The organism is Pantoea sp. CFCC18179 (assembly GCF_059412405.1).
The window spans coordinates 486,064-501,812 of record NZ_JBNBPM010000002.1 but is presented as its reverse complement, the minus strand read 5'-3'; the positions used below and the strand labels follow the sequence as shown (position 1 = coordinate 501,812).

General features: G+C 54.8%; 14 protein-coding genes. 3 read left to right on the top strand and 11 right to left on the bottom strand.

All coding sequences use genetic code 11. The annotated features are described in order from the left end of the window. The 4 genes from ACPUC7_RS06860 to prfB all read right to left on the bottom strand — a co-directional run bounded on the left by ACPUC7_RS06860 (window position 1) and on the right by prfB (window position 4,708). Window positions 1-837, bottom strand: a complete 837-nt coding sequence (locus tag ACPUC7_RS06860) for a transporter substrate-binding domain-containing protein (protein WP_494922277.1) — start codon at window positions 835-837, stop codon at window positions 1-3. Window positions 838-1,099: 262 nt separating this feature from the next. After that, window positions 1,100-1,951 carry a MurR/RpiR family transcriptional regulator gene (locus ACPUC7_RS06855; protein WP_494922276.1) on the bottom strand — a complete coding sequence of 284 codons (852 nt, stop codon included), beginning with the start codon at window positions 1,949-1,951 and terminating at the stop codon, window positions 1,100-1,102. Window positions 1,952-2,079: 128 nt separating this feature from the next. Beyond that, window positions 2,080-3,600: a lysine--tRNA ligase gene (lysS, locus tag ACPUC7_RS06850; RefSeq protein WP_494922275.1), complete on the bottom strand. Its 1,521-nt coding sequence runs from the start codon at window positions 3,598-3,600 to the stop codon at window positions 2,080-2,082. 9 nt (window positions 3,601-3,609) lie between these two features. Then, a protein-coding gene (prfB, locus tag ACPUC7_RS06845) for a peptide chain release factor 2 (protein ID WP_343552411.1) occupies window positions 3,610-4,708 on the bottom strand; the annotation gives its coding sequence in 2 pieces (ribosomal slippage) (window positions 3,610-4,632 and window positions 4,634-4,708; 1,098 coding nt in all). A 557-nt stretch (window positions 4,709-5,265) separates the two neighbouring features. Here prfB and ACPUC7_RS06840 point away from each other — a divergent pair. Further along, window positions 5,266-8,031: an autotransporter domain-containing protein gene (locus ACPUC7_RS06840; RefSeq protein WP_494922274.1), complete on the top strand. Its 2,766-nt coding sequence runs from the start codon at window positions 5,266-5,268 to the stop codon at window positions 8,029-8,031. A gap of 78 nt (window positions 8,032-8,109) precedes the next feature. Here ACPUC7_RS06840 and recJ read toward each other — a convergent pair whose 3' ends face one another. Genes recJ through xerD form a run of 3 tightly spaced genes read right to left on the bottom strand, consistent with a single transcriptional unit; the run spans window position 8,110 to window position 11,479 of the window. After that, the gene (gene recJ, locus ACPUC7_RS06835) at window positions 8,110-9,834 is read right to left on the bottom strand and encodes a single-stranded-DNA-specific exonuclease RecJ (protein WP_494922393.1); all 1,725 of its coding nucleotides are present in this window, start codon (window positions 9,832-9,834) and stop codon (window positions 8,110-8,112) included. Between the two features lie 9 nt (window positions 9,835-9,843). Continuing rightward, window positions 9,844-10,557 carry a bifunctional protein-disulfide isomerase/oxidoreductase DsbC gene (dsbC, locus tag ACPUC7_RS06830; protein WP_494922273.1) on the bottom strand — a complete coding sequence of 238 codons (714 nt, stop codon included), beginning with the start codon at window positions 10,555-10,557 and terminating at the stop codon, window positions 9,844-9,846. A 22-nt stretch (window positions 10,558-10,579) separates the two neighbouring features. Further along, complete coding sequence (xerD, locus tag ACPUC7_RS06825) at window positions 10,580-11,479, bottom strand: site-specific tyrosine recombinase XerD (RefSeq protein WP_494922272.1); 900 nt, start codon at window positions 11,477-11,479, stop codon at window positions 10,580-10,582. Window positions 11,480-11,572: 93 nt separating this feature from the next. On the opposite strand from xerD, the gene fldB reads away from it, so the two are divergent. Next, window positions 11,573-12,091 carry a flavodoxin FldB gene (gene fldB / locus ACPUC7_RS06820; protein ID WP_494922271.1) on the top strand — a complete coding sequence of 173 codons (519 nt, stop codon included), beginning with the start codon at window positions 11,573-11,575 and terminating at the stop codon, window positions 12,089-12,091. A 141-nt stretch (window positions 12,092-12,232) separates the two neighbouring features. On the opposite strand, the gene ACPUC7_RS06815 is transcribed toward fldB, so the two are convergent. Beyond that, complete coding sequence (locus ACPUC7_RS06815) at window positions 12,233-12,652, bottom strand: protein YgfX (protein WP_494922270.1); 420 nt, start codon at window positions 12,650-12,652, stop codon at window positions 12,233-12,235. Continuing rightward, a complete protein-coding gene (gene sdhE / locus ACPUC7_RS06810) occupies window positions 12,627-12,893 on the bottom strand; it encodes an FAD assembly factor SdhE (RefSeq protein ID WP_343552417.1) in 267 nt (88 codons plus the stop codon). Before sdhE ends, ACPUC7_RS06815 begins: the two co-directional genes overlap by 26 nt. Window positions 12,894-13,113: 220 nt before the next feature. Between sdhE and ygfZ the strand changes: the two genes are divergently transcribed. Next, window positions 13,114-14,097: a tRNA-modifying protein YgfZ gene (gene ygfZ / locus ACPUC7_RS06805; protein WP_494922269.1), complete on the top strand. Its 984-nt coding sequence runs from the start codon at window positions 13,114-13,116 to the stop codon at window positions 14,095-14,097. Between the two features lie 33 nt (window positions 14,098-14,130). Here the strand turns inward: ygfZ and trhA are convergent, their stop codons facing one another. Together trhA and ACPUC7_RS06795 are read right to left on the bottom strand one after the other, a co-directional pair. Next, the gene (gene trhA / locus ACPUC7_RS06800) at window positions 14,131-14,784 is read right to left on the bottom strand and encodes a PAQR family membrane homeostasis protein TrhA (RefSeq protein WP_343552419.1); all 654 of its coding nucleotides are present in this window, start codon (window positions 14,782-14,784) and stop codon (window positions 14,131-14,133) included. Window positions 14,785-14,959: 175 nt separating this feature from the next. After that, window positions 14,960-15,700 (bottom strand): SDR family oxidoreductase, encoded by a 741-nt coding sequence (locus ACPUC7_RS06795; RefSeq protein WP_494922268.1) that lies wholly within the window; start codon window positions 15,698-15,700, stop codon window positions 14,960-14,962. Between the last annotated feature and the right edge of the window lie 49 nt (window positions 15,701-15,749).

Below are 15,749 nucleotides of genomic sequence, written 5' to 3'. Positions count from 1 at the left end.
TTACTCCTGAGGGATGAAGTCGCTGGCCGGCACGGTAAAGGTGGTGCCGAGATACTGCTGTTGCAGCTTGGTCAGCTCGCCATCTTTCTGCATTGCCAGGATATGATCGCTAATGGCTTTGTTCAGGCTGCCATCTTCTTTGCGCGTCGCCCAACCCATCCACTGCGACGGCCCAACTTCACCGACCTGTGCCACTTTTCCGGCGTATTTCTTCGCCACTGGCGCTAACACGGAAATGTCGTCGTAGACGAAATCGGCGCGCTTGGTCATCAAGGTGCTGACGGTTTGATCGAGTGAATCCACGTTGATGATGGTGATCGGTTTCTTGCCCTCTTTCTTCAACTGCTCGTTGAAGCCTTTAAGCAATTGCTCTGGCACGCTGGCGGTTTTCACTGCGCCGCGCAGGCCAGACAAACTTTCCGGGCTGAGCGTTTTGCCGCTGAACGTTTTGGCAGCATCTTCACGCACCAGCACGCCGTTGACGGTTTTGCTGTATGGCACGGTGAACAGCACTTTTTTCGCGCGTTCGGCGGTGACGTTAAGGGAAGAACCTTCGGCGTTGAACGAGCCAGAAATCAGGCCCGGCAAGATGCCGCTGAAGGCGGTTTTCTGAAACTCCAGTTTCACGCCGAGATCTTTGGCGAACGATTGCATGATTGCCACGCTGTAGCCGGTGATCTCGCCTTTGTCGTCAGTGAACTCGTATGGAGGAAAAGTTGGATCGATGCCAACGGTGATTTTGCCGCTGCTTTTGATGTCGGCCAGCGTATCGGCTTGCGCCTGCGCCAAGGTGCCAACGGAGAGAAGTGCGGCAATCAGCAGTGCTGTTTTTTTCATTATGGTGTTTCCCTGGTGTTGGTGAAATGTCTTTTTCTATAGAGCATATTTTGTGCCAGTTTTTTCATCCCTCACCAGGGAGGTACCTCGCAATTGCTCACTTAATGAATAGAATCAACAAGAAACAATTGTTTCTTGGATTTGATATTTTATTTCTTAGGTTTCATATAGCGTGAATGCGGGAAGATCATGAGGCAGAGAGTGAAAGAGGTTTGCACTATTTTGGTGAATCTTCTGGCGCACAATGCGCCAGTACAGCGCATTATTCGAGTTCGTCGAGGGATTGGTGCAGCGCTTCGATTTGCGCCAGATGATCGTTGCTGGCTTTACCCATTTGTCGGGCCACTAATGAACAGAGCAGATTACACACGCCAGACAGCGCGGCGGTGCTGTCGAAGATCAAGCTGCTGTCGGTGTGGCAGCGAATTACCCATTGCGCATGACGCGCCGGTTTGCCGGACAGCACATCGGCGATATACAGCATCGGCACTTTACGTTCTGATAACGCGTTCATCGCCGCTTCCAGCGCGGGCATGCGGCGGCGCAATCCGACGCAAATCACCACATCTTCAGCGGTGAGTGCGGCCATGTGTTCCGCCAGCGAATCACCGGGACGCGGCAGCAAACGGACATCGGAATGGATATGCACCAGATCGCGGTAAATCAACTGCGCGATGGTTTGGCTATGACGCCAGCCCATTACTACCACGCGACGCGCCTGACTGATGGCGCTCACCGCTTGTTGCAGTTGTTCGCTATCCAGCGTGCGATAGCTGTTGACCAGGTTGGCGATCTCTTTTTCCAGATGCTGCTGCATGATGCTGGCGAGCGGCGAAGCGCTGGGCGCGGCTTGCAGATAGAGCGGTGAACCGCTGCTTTGCATCTCGCGTGCCTGACGACGTGCAGCTTCATAGCTTTCGTAACCCAGATGGCGGAAGAAACGCGTGGTGGTAGCTTTGGAGACCCCCGCGCTGTTGGCCAGTTCGGTGGCGGTGTTCATCGCCAGTTGCCCCGGCGCGGCGAGCAGGACATCAGCCAAACGCTGTTCGTGGCTGGAGAGTTGATCCCAGTGCTGATGTATCCGGCCCTCTAACGTTGCCGCTTTTGCACTCATGGTGATTCCCTGAAAATAAAAAAACTATCCTGCACAGAGCGTGCCGGGTTGTCATCAGGAATTTTGTTGGCATAGCGGGAATAAAAAAGGTCGCCATGAATGGCGACCCTACAGGAGAGCGGAGAGAATTACTTACCGGTTGGACGCAACGCCGGGAACAGAATCACGTCACGGATGGTGTGGCTGTTGGTGAACAGCATTACCATGCGGTCGATACCAATGCCCAAACCGGCAGTGGGTGGCAAACCGTGTTCCAGCGCGGTGACGTAATCTTCGTCGTAGAACATCGCTTCATCATCGCCAGACTCTTTAGCATTTACCTGTTGCAGGAAACGCTCAGCCTGATCTTCCGCATCGTTCAGCTCCGAGAAGCCGTTACCGATTTCACGTCCGCCGATGAAAAATTCAAAGCGATCGGTGATTTCTGGGTTCTCGTCGTTACGACGCGCCAGCGGTGACACTTCAGCCGGATATTCGGTGATGAAGGTTGGCTGAATCAGATGTGCTTCAGCGGTCTCTTCGAAGATCTCAGTTACCACGCGGCCGAGGCCCCAGCTCTTCTCGACTTTGATGTGCAGCGATTGAGCAATCGCCACCGCTTTATCGAAGTCTTCCAGATCGTTGAGGTCGGTTTCCGGACGGTATTTCTTGATCGCTTCACGCATGGTGAGCTTCTCGAATGGCTTGCCGAAATCGAAGCTGTGATCACCGTAAGGCACTTCAGTGGTGCCCAATACGTCCTGCGCCAGGGTACGGAACAGGCTTTCGGTCAGTTCGATCAGATCTTTGTAATCCGCATACGCCATATAGAGTTCCATCATGGTGAACTCTGGGTTATGACGCGGCGAAATACCTTCGTTACGGAAGTTACGGTTGATCTCGAACACGCGATCAAAGCCGCCAACCACCAAACGCTTCAGGTACAGCTCTGGCGCGATACGCAGGTACATATCGATGTCGAGCGCATTGTGGTGGGTGATAAACGGACGCGCAGATGCGCCGCCTGGAATCACCTGCATCATCGGCGTTTCCACTTCCATAAAGTCACGATTCACCATGAACTGACGGATACCCGCCATGATTTGTGAACGGATTTTGAAAGTTTTACGCGAATCGTCGTTGGAGATCAGATCGAGATAACGCTGACGATAACGGGTTTCCTGATCGGCCAGGCCGTGGAATTTGTCCGGCAGCGGACGCAGTGCTTTAGTCAGCAGACGCAGTTCGGTGATGTGGATCGACAGTTCACCGGTTTTGGTCTTGAACAGCTTACCGCGCGCACCGAGGATATCGCCGAGATCCCACTTCTTGAACTGCTCGTTGTAGACGCCTTCTGGCAGATCGTCACGTGATACGTAGATCTGAATCTGGCCGCCAACATCTTGCAAGGTGGCGAATGACGCTTTACCCATGATGCGACGCGTCATCATACGACCCGCCACGCTCACTTCCACGCCAAGCGCTTCCAGCTCTTCGTTCTCTTTGGCATCGTAGCTGGCGTGCAGCAGATCGGATGTGGTGTCACGGCGGAAATCGTTAGGGAACGCCACGCCTTTTTCACGCAGCGCGCTGAGTTTTTCGCGACGCGCTTTCAGTTCGTTGTTTAACTCAAGGGCGGCATCAGCGCTCTGCGGTTGTTGTTCAGACATGTCGGTTCCTTATAGCCCTGCTTTTAAACTTGCTTCGATAAAACGATCGATATCGCCATCCAGCACCGCTTGGGTGTTGCGGGTTTCTACGCTGGTGCGCAGATCCTTGATACGCGAATCGTCGAGAACATAAGAACGGATCTGGCTGCCCCAGCCGATATCAGATTTGTTGTCTTCCGCTGCCTGCTTGTCCGCGTTTTTCTTCTGCATCTCATATTCGTACAGCTTGGCGCGTAACTGCTTGAAGGCCTGATCTTTGTTCTTGTGCTGGGAACGGTCGTTCTGGCACTGCACCACAATGTTGGTCGGCAAGTGGGTAATACGCACCGCAGACTCGGTTTTGTTGACGTGCTGACCACCCGCACCGGAGGCGCGATAGACGTCGATACGCAGATCGGCCGGATTGATTTCGATATCGATGTTGTCATCCACTTCCGGATAGATAAACACCGAACTGAATGAAGTATGACGACGACCGCCGGAATCGAACGGGCTCTTACGCACCAGGCGATGTACGCCAGTTTCGGTACGCAACCAGCCAAACGCGTAGTCGCCGATGATTTTAATGGTGGCGGATTTAGTACCGGCCACTTCACCGTCTGACTCTTCGATAATTTCGGTTTTATAGCCTTTGGCTTCGGCCCAACGCAGATACATGCGCAGCAGCATGCTGGCCCAATCCTGCGCTTCGGTGCCGCCGGAACCGGCCTGAATATCCATGTAGCAGTCGGCGCTATCGTATTCGCCAGAGAACATGCGGCGGAATTCCAGCTCGCCCAGTTTCACTTCCAGCGCATCCAACTCGGCAACCGCTTCGTTGAAAGTCTCTTCGTCGTCGGCTTCTACCGCCAGATCCAGCAAGCCCTGCACATCTTCCAGGCCTTGACGCATGTGATCCAACGTGTCCACCACCGCTTCCAATGAGGAGCGCTCTTTACCCAGCGCCTGCGCGCGTTCTGGCTCGTTCCAGACGTCCGGCTGTTCCAGCTCGGCGTTTACTTCTTCGAGGCGTTCTTTCTTAGCATCGTAGTCAAAGATACCCCCGAAGAACATCGCTGCGCTCGGTGAGATCCTGAATACGATTTTTGACCGGATTAATTTCAAACATGGCTTTTCAGTCTTTTTTGACGATTCGGTGAAAGGAGATAAAAACTAACGCGCTAGTTTACCCGAAACCAGGCGCAGTTTGTAGCATTGCACGCGGCCGAACACTGCACGCGTGAGGGGAAAGAAAAAATATTTTCATGATTACTGGAAAGCCGCAGCGTTTGCGGTTTCCTAAAAGCGCTGCCGCCTGCCTGGTGTGACAGAATCATCTTAAGAAAATTCCTACAAATACCAATCAATAAATGCCAGCAAGCGCCATTAAACATCATGATTTAAAAAGAAATATCGCCAATAATCCTGCCTGAGAAATTTCCTGTTTTTAAGCAGACGTGTCTCGATTAACGCCAGCAATCTAGTGATATTCAGGCCATTACTTCGCCCGCTCGCCTCTTATCATTTTCGCCTGGTGACTATCTCACTCTGGACAACGCTAACGTCCGCACCGTTTGTCACCACGCCCGCCAGGAACGCATTACCCGAGACAAGGAATGACGCACTACGCAACGCCCGTTAACGTGAGCGGGCTCGACATGTCCTGAGAGACATGAAGGAGCATTGATGACCATTCCAGGTTTGCGCACTTCCCCGCGCTTGCTTGCTGTGTTAATTCCCTTGTTACTCGCCGCTTGTGGTGGCGGAGGTGGCGGTGGCGGAAGTGGTGGCGGCAGTTCGTCGCCCGCGCCGACCGTCAATGAGCCACAAATCCCTTCACAGCCCAGCGTGACCAGTAATGCCAGCAAAGTCGGCATTATTGATTCTGGCCTGTCGCCCGGTCACAGCGAAATCAATTACGCCAACGTGCAGTTTGCCAGTTATATCGCAGGCGGCAGCAACACGCTGAATGATAATCAGGGTATCAACGGCCACGGCAGCGTGGTGGCGCTGACGCTGCTCGGTTTGTCATCCAGTAGCGCGCTGTATGTGGCGCAAGGTTCGCAGAATAATATCTTCCAATATGATGACACCGAACGCGCGGTGAACGGCTTGCTCGGCCAGGGCGTGCGCATCATCAACATGTCGTTTGCTTCGACCGATCGCCTGACCAGTCAACAAGCGCTGATCAATGCTCAACCGAGCTATCAAGCCTTGTATCGCAGCTTGCGTAATATCCAGGCGGCAGATGGTTTAGCGGTGGTGATCACCGGCAATGGCGGTACAGCAACACCTTCCCCGAACGCGCAAATCCCGCTGATTTATCAGGACAGTGCGCTGAAGAATAATATTTTGGCGGTGACCGGCATTATGCCAAATACCGCCAACGATGCGGCAAATCGTCCGGCGATGACCGGGCCGTTTGATGCCTGTGGCAACGCCGCCGCATGGTGTTTGAGCGCGCCAGGCTATACCGATTATCTCTATCAAAATTCCGATGGCAGCTGGGTGCGCGCACGCAGTTATGGCACGTCGTTCGCTGCACCACGCGCCACGGCCGCCGCTTCGCAAGTGTTGCAACGCTTCCCGTGGATGAGCGGCTACAACGTGCAGCAAACGCTGCTCACCACCGCTACTTATCGTAGTGATGCCTATAACAACGTTGCCGACAGCGCCAACGGTCGGCCTTACAACGATACCTTTGGCTGGGGCGATCTCAATCAAGCCAAAGCGCTGAATGGTCCGGCGATGTTCTGGGCCAACGATTTCCACGCCAGCCTTGATGCCGGACGTTATGTGTTTGCCAATGCCATCAGCGGCGATCACGGTTTGGTGCTGGATGGCGCGAACAATGGCGGCGTGCTGCAATTAACCGGCAACAACAGCTACCTCGGCCAAACCAGCGTGTCGGCCAATACCTTGCTGATTGATGGCGCGATTGCCGGGAATGCCAACGTCAGCGGCAGCGGCACCTTGGGCGGTTCAGGGCAAATTGGCGGCAATCTTGTCAACCAAGGTGCGGTCAATGGCGGTTTGCAGGTGCAAGGTGATTATCAGCAGGCAAGTAACGGCGCGCTGAATATCGCGCTGAATAGACCGCTGCGCGTCGCCGGACATTCGATGCTGGATGGCACGTTGAATCTCGCGCCGCCATCATCAAGTTATGTGGTGAAACAACAGGAAACGCTGCTTACCAGCAGCAACGGTGTGAGCGGCCAGTTTAGTCAGGTGAACACCGGCGTGTTCCTCGATGGTTCGGTGAGTTACAGCGCCAACAGCGTCACCGGCCAACTGACGCGAAAAAACACCGCCGCAGCGGCCTCGGCGATGGGCTTGAGCGGTGCCAGCACGCAGCAAACGGCAGCGAATCTGGAGCAGGCATTTAGCGTGGCGGATAACTGGCAACAGCAAAGCTCGCTGAGCAGCACGCAGCAATCTGCCCTCGGCGCGGCGGGTGCATTTCAGACGCTGGCGGATGTCAGCAGCGCGCAAAGCGCCATCAACTCCCTTTCTGGTCAGGCTCATGCATCTAACAATGCCGTGCTGTTTAACGCGCTCGATTATCAATCACGCCTGTTGAACAACCGCATCGCCGATGCCAGCGCCGATCAGCGTTACGGCTTCTGGCTGGAGAGCGGCCAGCTGCGCGGATCACTGGATCAGGATGGCTATCTCGGCACCGATTATCGCAACACCTTGACTGCGCTGGGTGTAGATAGCGATTTCGGCGTGCAAGGCCTGCGTTTGGGCATCGCGTGGACGCAAAACCAGATCGACTCCACTTACGCCGAAACCGGCGGCAGCAGCCGCGATCGTCTGCAAGGCGCGATGTTGTATGGTCGCTTTGATGTGACGCCTGAATGGTATTTCCAGGGCAATCTCAGCTATCAACACGGCAACAACGAACTCAAGCGTTTGGTGTTGCTGGATGAAGCCACGCCGGTTTCCTCTTCCAGCAGCAGCAACAGCTGGCAAGCGGCGCTGCAAAGCGGCTATCGCTGGACGCTGGATGACAATTATCGGCTGGAGCCCTATCTCGGCTGGCGCGAAACGGGTTTGGAAACCGGTGCATTCGCCGATCAAGGCAGTGCGTTCGGCTTAAATGGCGACGGCGACAGCTATCGTCGCAGCGTCGGTTACAGCGGTTTGAGCGTCAGCGCGCGCCAGGATTGGTCGGCCGGTTGGTGGAGCATGTTGAGCTTGTACGGCGAATATCAGTACGCGTTTAACAATCCGTCAATGGATGTCAGCGCGCGCTGGAGCGGTTTCGGTGGCGAGCAGAACAGCTTTACCATTCCGGGCATGCAGCTTGATCGTCGTTCGCAGTGGTTAGGTGTGCGGTTGGATGTGGCGCAGTCGGCTCGCGCGCGGCTGTTCCTGCGTGCCGATCAGCATTTCGCCGAGCACGGTGACGAGAAAGTGCTGCGCGGCGGCGTGGATGTGAGTTTTTGATTTAAGGTCATAAGAACGCGATAAATCGCGCCGCTACGGATGCGTGCATAACTTGTAGCGGCGCGATTTGAGCGAGAATTACAGCGGCCAAACGTGATCGATAATCAGCTGCACCGAGCGATTACCGCGATACTCGTTGATGTCCAATTTGTACGCCAATTGCACCTGACGCACGCTGCTATCCGGCCACAACGTGGTATCGACATTGAACGCAATGCCATCCAACAACGGGCCGCCGCCCAGCGGCTCGACCATCACTTTGAGATGACGCTCGCCAACTAAGCGCTGTTGTAGCAGTTTGAATTTGCCGTCAAATACCGGTTCCGGGAACGCTTGTCCCCACGGACCGGCCTCACGCAGCATTTCGGCGGTGTGCAGCGTAAACTCCTGCGCGTGCAGTTCACCGTCCGACCAAATCACGCCCTGCAACGCTTCGCCATCCAGCCATTCATCAATCAGATCGGCAAAACGCTGGCGGAATTCGTCGTACTTCTCGATTTGCAGTGACAAACCCGCCGCCATCGCGTGACCACCAAACTTGATCATCATGCCGGGATAGAGCGTATCAAGACGTTCCAGCGCATCGCGCAGATGCAATCCGGCAATCGAACGACCAGAACCTTTCAGCGTGCCGTCACCGGCGGGTGCAAAGGCGATCACCGGACGATGAAAACGTTCTTTCAAGCGTGAGGCCAAAATTCCCACCACGCCCTGATGCCATTCCGGATGGTAAAACGCCAGACCAAGCGGCAGATCGGTGTGTTGTCGCTCCAGCTCATCGCACAGCGCCAGCGCTTCACTTTTCATGCCCTGCTCGATCTCTTTGCGCGTCTGATTTAGCGCATCGAGTTCGTTCGCCAGCATGCGCGCTTGCGCGATGTCTTCAGTGAGCAACAGCGCTACGCCAACCGACATGTCATCCAGACGACCGGCGGCATTCAGGCGCGGCCCGACAGCAAAGCCAAGATCGCTGGCGGCAAGCTGGCGCGCATCGCGGTTGGCAATTTCCAGCAGCGCACGAATACCGGCACGACATTTACCCGCGCGAATGCGGCTCAAACCTTGCCACACCAAAATGCGATTGTTGGCATCGAGCGGCACCACATCGGCCACGGTGCCCAGCGCCACCAGATCCAGCAGCTCGGCTAAGTTGGGTTCGGCGCGCCCATCGTTAAACCAGTGTTGCTGCCGCAGATGCGCACGCAGCGCCAGCATCAGGTAGAAAGCCACGCCGACCCCCGCCAACGAACGCGAAGGGAATTCGCTGTCGTTGAGATTCGGGTTCACAATCGCTTCGGCGGCTGGCAAGGTTTCGCCCGGCAAGTGGTGATCGGTGATGAGTACTGGAATGCCGTGCTGGTGCGCGGTATCCACGCCCGCATGGGAGGAAATGCCGTTATCAACGGTGAGAATCATCTCCGCGCCGCGCGCTTTGGCTTGCTCAACCACTTCCGGGCTTAATCCGTAGCCGTCTTCGAAACGGTTCGGCACCAGATAATCGACATTGCCACCCAAACTGCGCAGCGCCAGCACGGTTAATGCAGTGCTGGTCGCGCCATCGGCATCGAAATCGCCAACCACCACAATGCGTTTGCCCGCTTGCAGCATCTGATGCAGCAACTTCACCGCAGCCTCAATGCCGCCGAGCGTCTGCCACGGCAACAGATGTTTCGCGCCGCGTTCCAGTTCCTGCGCCAGTTTCACGCCGCGTTGCAGATACAAACGGCGCAATAATGGCGCGAGATCGGCGGATAATTCGGCGTCGGTCTCGGCTTCGCGCCGACGCAATTCAACAGAATGCATCACGGTGCGTTAACCGCCGCGCTTCTGGCCGTCGAGCACCTGCTTCAGCTCTTGCGGTCCCTGATAGCCAGAAATCATCATGCCGCTGTCGGTAAGAATCGCTGGCGTGCCTTGAATGCCAAACAGGATGCCGAGTTTGTATTGCTGCTCAAGATTGATTTTGCAGGTCGCTGGCGCTTCCATTTGCGGGGCATCGCCTTTCATCGCCGCATCAAACCCTTTTTTGCGATCGGCGCTGCACCAGATGGCGCGCATGGCTTTTTCCACCTGGCCGTTCAGGCCTTCACGCGGGAAAGCCAGATAACGCACGGTGATGCCCAGCGCGTTGTAATCGGCCATTTGCTCATGCAGCTTGCGGCAATAGCCGCAGGTGATGTCGGTAAACACGGTGATCACGTGCTGCTCTTTCGGCGCTTTGTAGACAATCATGTCTGGCTCAAGCGCGGTGACTTTTTTGTCCAACAGCTTGTTGGTGACGTTGATCGGCTGCGTGCCGCTGACATCGTAAAGCGGGCCTTGAATCATGTGCTTGCCATCTTCAGAGACGTACAGCACGCCGCTGTCAGTTAACACGGTTTTGATGCCCGGCAACGGCGATGGCTGGATTTCTGACTGTTCCAGACCGAGTTTCTTCAGGGTTTGCTGAATGGCGCTGTCATCGGCATGCGCAAATCCAGTAAAGGCACTGACCAGCAGAGCCAGCATCGTAAGCTGCTTTTTCATCTTAAATCCTTGTTACCGCATCTCAAGCGCGCGGATGATGCTGTTGATGTAACAGACGCAGGCGCTCGGTGGCGACATGCGTATAAATTTGGGTGGTCGAGAGGTCGCTGTGGCCCAGCAACATCTGTACGACGCGCAAATCCGCGCCGTGGTTCAGTAAATGTGTGGCAAATGCGTGGCGCAGCACGTGCGGCGACAACTTTTCGCTATCGATACCGGCAAGGGTCGCATAGTGTTTGATGCGATGCCAGAAGGTCTGCCGCGTCATTTGCTGCGCGCGTTGGCTCGGGAACATCACGTCGAGCGTTTGCCCATTGAGCAGCCACGGACGACCATGTTCCATATAATATTCAATCCAGTAAACCGCTTCTTCACCTAACGGCACAAGGCGCTCTTTGTTGCCTTTACCGATCACCCGCACCACGCCTTGGCGCAAACTGAGATCGCTGATGGTCAAACTGACCAATTCGGTGACGCGTAAACCGGTGGCGTAGAGCAATTCCAACATCGCCTTGTCGCGCAGTTCAAGTGGAATATCAATGCTCGGCGCTTGCAGCAAGCGTTCAACCTGATTTTCGCTGAGATCTTTCGGCAGGCGTTGTGGCAATTTCGGCGCGGAAAGCAGCGCGCTGGGATCGTCACTGCGCACTTTTTCGCGGTACAAATATTGGCATAAACGGCGGATGGCGCTGAGGGTGCGCGCAGAGCTGGTGGCTTTGTAGCCGCCTTCAACACGTTCGGCGAGAAACTGCTGCAAATCCAACGCTTCTAGCGTCAGCAGCGTGCGTCCGTGGTGATGCAGCCAACCGGTGAGCGTTTGCAAATCCTGGCGGTAGGAGGCGAGTGTGTTCTGCGCCAGATTACGCTCAATCCAAAGCGCATCCAGAAACTGTTCGATCAGATCGCTGTCCTGCACTGTCATCTCCCGCGTGTGAAATCGTGCTCATTATGCCTGAAAGTAGCCTGCTTCTGGTACAATTGCGCCCGAGTGAGTTCAAGTCAGAGCATTAATTGCATGAATATCGGTCTGTTTTACGGTTCAAGTACCTGTTACACCGAGATGACGGCGGAGAAGATTCGCGACTTTATCGGTGAAGAATTAGTCACGCTGCACAATCTGAAAGATGACGATCCGTCGCTGATGGAGCATTACGATTTGCTGATCCTCGGCATTCCAACCTGGGATTTCGGTGAATTGCAGGAAGATTGGGAAGCGATTTGGCCGCAAATTCCCACGCTGAATCTGCGCGGAAAAATAGTCGCACTGTACGGGATGGGCGATCAGGGCGAATACGCCGAATGGTTCCTCGATGCGCTGGGCATGCTGCACGAGTTGTTGCAGCCGATGGGCGTGCAGTTTGTCGGTTACTGGCCGCTGGAAGGCTATGAGTTTACCAGCAAGAAGCCGCTCACCGCCGATGGCTCGCAGTTTGTCGGTTTAGCACTGGATGATGTCAACCAGTTCGAACAGAGCGATGAACGCGTTGAACAGTGGTGCGAACAGATTCTGACGGAAACCGCAGCGCTGCTTTAAGGCAAAATACTTGTCAGTTAAGCGTTTTTGGTCACCATAAATGGCGACCCTACAAGGGATTGGCGCGTTCTTCGTAGGGTGTGCATTCTTGCGCATCTGCATACAGATGCCAGTTAATGCGTAAATGAGCGGCAGCAGGTTTTAAGGCAGCGTTTGTTCATCACGTAGAAAACAGCAGGCGCGCAACGTTCGCCATTCAGCAGGCGGCAGATTATCGTGCATCAACCACAGCCGCCAGCGCTGACCTTGCTGATTACGTAGCACCAGCAAAACCCCATACGGCAACCAATCTGGCTTACGCTCGGCTTGCCAGCGCATGCCGCGCCACAGCCAATCGCCCTGCGCGTCCAATGCCAAACAACCCGCGCGCTGTACTAAACGACGTTCATTGCGCCAGCCTTCCGCCCATAACAACATTAATAGCGGTGCTTTACCCCACGCCCACTCAGCGGGCCAACTCAGGCTCAGCAGCAATACGCTGCACAGCAAAAACAGCGTCACATTCAGTGCGCGCGCACTGCGTGACGCCCGCAAATTACATTGCCACCGGACCGCGTTCACGATTGCGCTGCTGAATCAGTTTCACCATGCGTTTGAACTCGGGATCGACCGGTTCACCGTGATTCATCAGCCAATTGAACAAGTCAGGATCATCACTCTTTAATAGCGCAATAAATACCTGCTTATCCGTGTCATCCAACGAATCATATTCGTATTTGAAAAACGGCATGATGGCGATGTCCAGTTCCAGCATGCCGCGACGGCACGCCCATTGAACGCGGGCTTTGTCATTAATTTCCATGTCTCTCATTCCATGGCTAAAAACAGTGGGGCTCAGTGTACCTGCTTTTTTTTCTCGCTGCAGGCGCAGTGCTGATTGCTGTGCAATGTCACAGCACTTCTTCCCTGTAATTGCAGAGGTCATCACGCGATTTGTGCGCCAAATTCAGTAAACAGGTTGCAATGCCACACTGCTCTTTTAACATTGGGAACTGGATAACCTCATCAATCAGGAATGACACATGTCGATTTTTACCCTTCCACCTCGCCAGCCTGCTGCATCGTCACGCCTGCCTTTAACCCTGATTTCGCTCGACGAATGGGCGCTGGTCAAGGTGCAGGGCAATGACAGCACGTCGTATCTGCAAGGCCAGCTCACCCTGGACGTTGCCGCAATGGGCGAGACGCAACACCGCCCGGCCGCGCATTGCGATGCCAAGGGGAAAATGTGGAGCAATATCCGTTTATTCCATCGCACCGAAGGCTACGGCTACATTGTGCGTCGTAACCTGCGCGAACAGCAGTTGACCGAGTTGAAGAAGTACGCGGTGTTCGCCAAAGTCACCATTGTGGCGGATGACGATGCGGTGCTGCTGGGCGTGGCCGGTTTTCAGGCGCGCGCCGCGCTGGCGAATCTGTTCGATACGTTGCCGGATGCCAAAACGCCAGTGGTGCAGCAAGGTGAAAGCACTCTGCTGTGGTTTGAACAGCCCGCCGAACGTTTCCTATTAGTCACCACGCTTGAGCAAGCCAATGCGCTGAAAGACAAGCTCGCGGGTGAAGCACAGTTCAATGACAGCCTGCAATGGCTGGCGCTGGATATCGAAGCCGGTATTCCGGTGATTGAAACCGCCACCAGCGCGCAATTAATCCCACAAGCCACCAACTTGCAGGCGCTGGACGCCATCAGCTTTAAAAAAGGCTGCTACACCGGCCAGGAAATGGTGGCGCGCGCTAAATTCCGCGGGGCGAATAAGCGTGCCCTGTATTGGCTGGCTGGCAACGCCAGTAAGGTGCCAGAAGCCGATAGTTCATTGGAATTGCAGATGGGCGACAAATGGCGTCGTACCGGCACGGTGCTAAGCGGCGTGCAGTTGGATGACGGCAGCGTCTGGGTGCAAGTGGTGATGAACAACGATCTGGAACCGGATAGCGTGCTGCGCGTAGAAGGCGACGAGAGTGGCAAATTAACCATTCAGCCACTGCCGTATTCACTGGCAGAATAAAAAAACGGCGGCCCTTGAGCCGCCGTTTCTCTGTTACATCACGTAGAAATAGATCGCGCAGAAGTGCAGCACGCTGCCGCCCAGCACAAAACCGTGCCAGATAGCGTGGCTGTAAGGAATACGGCGCGAGACATAAAAAATCACGCCCAGCGAATAGACCACGCCGCCCGCCGCCAGTAACCATATCCCGCCCGCCGACAGTTTGATTGCCAACTGGTAGATCACCACCAGCGATAGCCAACCCATGCTGAGATAGGTCACCAGTGATAGCGCTTCAAAGCGATGAGCAAAGGCCATTTTGAACAGCACGCCCATCAGCGCCAAACTCCAAATCACTACCATTAAGCCTTGTGCCAGCGGAGAGTTCAGCCCCACCAGCAAAAACGGCGTGTAGGTGCCGGCAATCAACACATAGATGGCGCAATGGTCGAGTTTTTTTAGCCAGTATTTGGCTTTCTGATGCGGAATTGCGTGATAAAGCGTTGATGCCAGATAAAGCAAAATAATGCTGCCACCGTACAAACTGTAACTGGTAATCGCGGTAACGTTAGCTTGTGTTTCAATGGCTTGCGTTAGCATTAATACCAAGCCGATGATACCAAATATGCAGCCGATACCATGGCTAATGCTGTTGGCAATCTCTTCTGCCAATGAATAGCCTTGGGCAATAATTCGGTTCTGTACCATGTAGGTGTGTTCCTGAACAACGGAGGGAGCAATTGTGCTTTTTGTGCGCAACCAGAGTAACCAGGAAAATTTTCAGTGTACACATGTACGCTAAAATAATTATGTGAATGGGTGTGAATGATTAAGAGCGATTTTGACAAGGGCCGCCAAAAATGGCGACCCTACGGAGGTTGGCTTATCTTCCGCCCGCAGCATCAATAAAGGTGCCGGTAACATACGATGCGGCATCGCTTGCCAGCCAGACAATCGCCTGGGCTATTTCTTCGGCTTGGCCGCCACGTCCCATCGGCAGTGAACTTGCCAAACGATCAACTCTGCCCGGCTCGCCGCCATCGGCATGCATTTCGGTATAAATCAGGCCAGGACGTACGCTGTTTACGCGAATGCCCTGCGCCGCCACTTCTAGCGATAAGCCCTTGGTTAAGCTATCCATCGCCCCTTTCGATGCGGCGTAATCGACATATTCACCTGGCGCGCCTAAGCGGGATGCGGCCGAGGATACGTTGACAATCGCGCCACCTTTGCCACCGTAATGCGTTCCCATGCGCTTAACCGCTTCGCGACAGCAGATAAAGGTGCCGGTGACGTTGGTAGCGAACACGCGCTGAATACGCTCAGCGTCGAGATCTTCAACACGACACTGCGTAAAGAGAATGCCGGCGTTATTGACCAAAACGCGTAATGCGCCTTGATTATCGATTTCGGTAAACATGCGCAGCACCTGCGCTTCTTCAGCGATATCAGCCTGAACGGCAAATGCGCTGCCGCCCTGCGCTTCAATCTCTGCTACCACCGCTGCGGCTTCGTCCGCGCGTTGTCGATAGTTGATCGCCACGCGATAACCGGCCTGCGCCAGCAATAAAGCGGTGGCGCGTCCAATGCCGCGACTGCCGCCAGTAACCAAAGCCAGATCCATTTTTGCCTCCAAAACAAAAGGGCCGCAATCGGCCCTTAAATTAATCAGC